Annotated in this window: 1 protein-coding gene; it reads left to right on the plus strand. The window is 72.1% G+C overall.

The features are described from left to right. The first annotated feature begins 254 nt into the window (after window positions 1–254). The gene (locus tag ACFWEG_RS28845) at window positions 255–2,372 is read left to right on the plus strand and encodes a glycoside hydrolase family 10 protein (protein WP_387221019.1); all 2,118 of its coding nucleotides are present in this window, start codon (window positions 255–257) and stop codon (window positions 2,370–2,372) included. Window positions 2,373–2,406 lie beyond the last annotated feature (34 nt).

Consider the following 2,406-nt stretch of genomic DNA (forward strand, 5'->3'; position numbering starts at 1 on the left):
GTGTTTCGTGGCGGGGCCCGCGTGCGTCCGGGGGATGCTGGGAGGGTCGGTCGGGGTGCGGGACGGGTCGGGGTGCGGCGGTCCGGAGGGCCGGCAAGTGGTCCGTACCATTTTCGGGCGAAACAGGACCGGCATGCGGACCAGTTGGCACGTGACTTGGCCTGTCGCTGTACTGACCTTGATCAGAGCATTGACTTGTACGGACCTCTTGCCGATGCTTCCCGGGAACCCCACCGTCTCGGAGGTCTTGTTCCGTGCCCGTGAAACGCTCGATCCCCCCCACCTTCCTCGCCGCGGCCGCGCTGTCCGCCGCGCTCCTCGTGCCCGTGCCGTCGGCCGCCGCCGCGCCCGCGGACGCCCCGCGGACCTCCGCGGCGGCGGTCGGGCAGATCCAGGCGCCCGTCTCGCGGGACCTGGACGCGGTCGACCCGACCGCGGAGACCAACCCCGGAGGTGTGGACACCAACGGCCAGTGCTTCCCCGGCTGCCGGGGGACCAACCAGCTCCTCGCCTACACCCCCGCGTTCGGGTCCCCGAGCACGGGCACGAACCAGTACGGGCAGGACGTCGTCGTCGAGAACGGCCGGGTCACGGCCGTCGGCGGCAGCAACCGGGCCATTCCGGCCGACGGCCTGGTGCTCTCCGGGCACGGGACGGCCGCCAAGTGGCTCGCGGCCAACGCGCAGATCGGCGCGAAGGTCGACATCGACGGCAGGAGGCTGACGCTGACCCTCGACGCCGAGGCGTACGTCGTGCGCGCCGAGCTGCTGCGGGACGACGCGGTCGCGCGGCTCGGGCGGGCGAAGGACTCCTGCACCGAGTTCCCCGAGTCCGACGTGGACGAGGGCCTGGCCGCCGCCGGGGAGACGATCGGGGCCGCGCGCGCCGCACTCGGCCGGGGCGAGGAGGCCGAGGCCGTCGCGCTCGCCACGCAGGCCGCCGCCACCGCGACCGGGGCGGGCGACCGTACGCGCGAGTCGCGGCCTGTCGAGGGGCGCGGGGTGTGGGTGCGGCCGAAGGAGACCACGCCCGAGGCGATCCGGGCGACGATGGACCGGATCGAGCACGCCGGGTTCAACATGGTGTACCTGGAGACCGTGTGGCAGGGGTACACGATCTTCCCCTCCGACGCGGCGAAGGCGGCCGGTGTCGAGTCGCAGCGCCCGAACATGAAGGGGTTCGACCCGCTGAAGGTGTGGATCGAGGAGGCGCACGCGCGCGGCATCGAGCTGCACGCCTGGACGCACACCTTCTTCGTCGGCTCCGAGGGCGCGGGCGACGACAGTGTGGGCGGCAAGGCCGGCCCGGGCCCGATCCTGAGGGCGCACCCGGAGTGGGCGGCCGTCGAGCGCTCGGACGTCGGCAAGGAGGGCCCGCAGCCCTCGACGATGGAGCCCGGCTACTACTGGGTCGACCCGGCGATGCCGGAGGTCCGCGACTACGTCCGGTCCGTCTTCCGGGAGTTGATGACCGACTACGACATCGACGGCCTGCACCTGGACTACATCCGCTACCCGGTCTCGCTCCCCTACGACTCCTCCTTCTCCTACAGCGACTACTCGCGGAGGAAGTTCGCCGACGAGCACGGCGTGGACCCGTACACGCTGAAGCAGACGGACCCGCTGTGGAAGACGTTCGACGCGTGGCGTGAGGCGAACGTGACGACGTTCGTGCAGAGCGTCCGGGAGATGCAGAAGCAGGTGGATCCCGGACTCCCGCTGTCCGGAGCCGTGTTCGCGGACCCGGTGGACGGGTTGAGCAAGAAGTTCCAGAACTGGGCGGACTGGATCGACAAGGACTACCTGGACTTCCTGACGGGGATGTCCTTCGGGTCGTCGCCGGAGTCGGTCGCCAAGGACACGAGGGTCATGCGCGACCGGGTGGGCGAGGCGTACCTGTACACCGCCACCTACGGGCCGATCAACGGCTCCCCCTCGGACGTCATGGGCGACCAGCTGCAGGCGGTGAAGGACGCCGACTCCGACGGGACGGCGCTGTTCGCCTACAACCAGCTGACCGACGCGCAGGTCGAGGCGCTGCACGACGGCGTGTACCGGACGAAGGCCGTCGCCCCGCACGCCGACCCGGCGGGGGCGGCGCGGGACGCGCTGGGTCCGATCCGGGAGCGGATCGCCGACGCGGCGGGCCCGTGCGTCGCCCGGACCGACGCGGTGAAGGCGTCCGCGCGGCTCAAGACGGCCGAGACGCTGCTGAAGCACGCGGGTGGGCACGGGATCGCGCCCGCGAAGCGTCAACTCGCGACCGTGCTCGCGGACGTGAAGGAGTGGAAGGACGCGGACGACGCGTTCACGGCGGGCATCGGCCGCGACCTGCGGATGCTCACGCGGTGGCTGGAGCAGACGGAGGGCTGATCCGCCCGGGGCCGGCCGCCACCCCGCGCGGGGT

Source organism: Streptomyces sp. NPDC060194, from assembly GCF_042728285.1.
GTDB lineage: Bacteria > Actinomycetota > Actinomycetes > Streptomycetales > Streptomycetaceae > Streptomyces.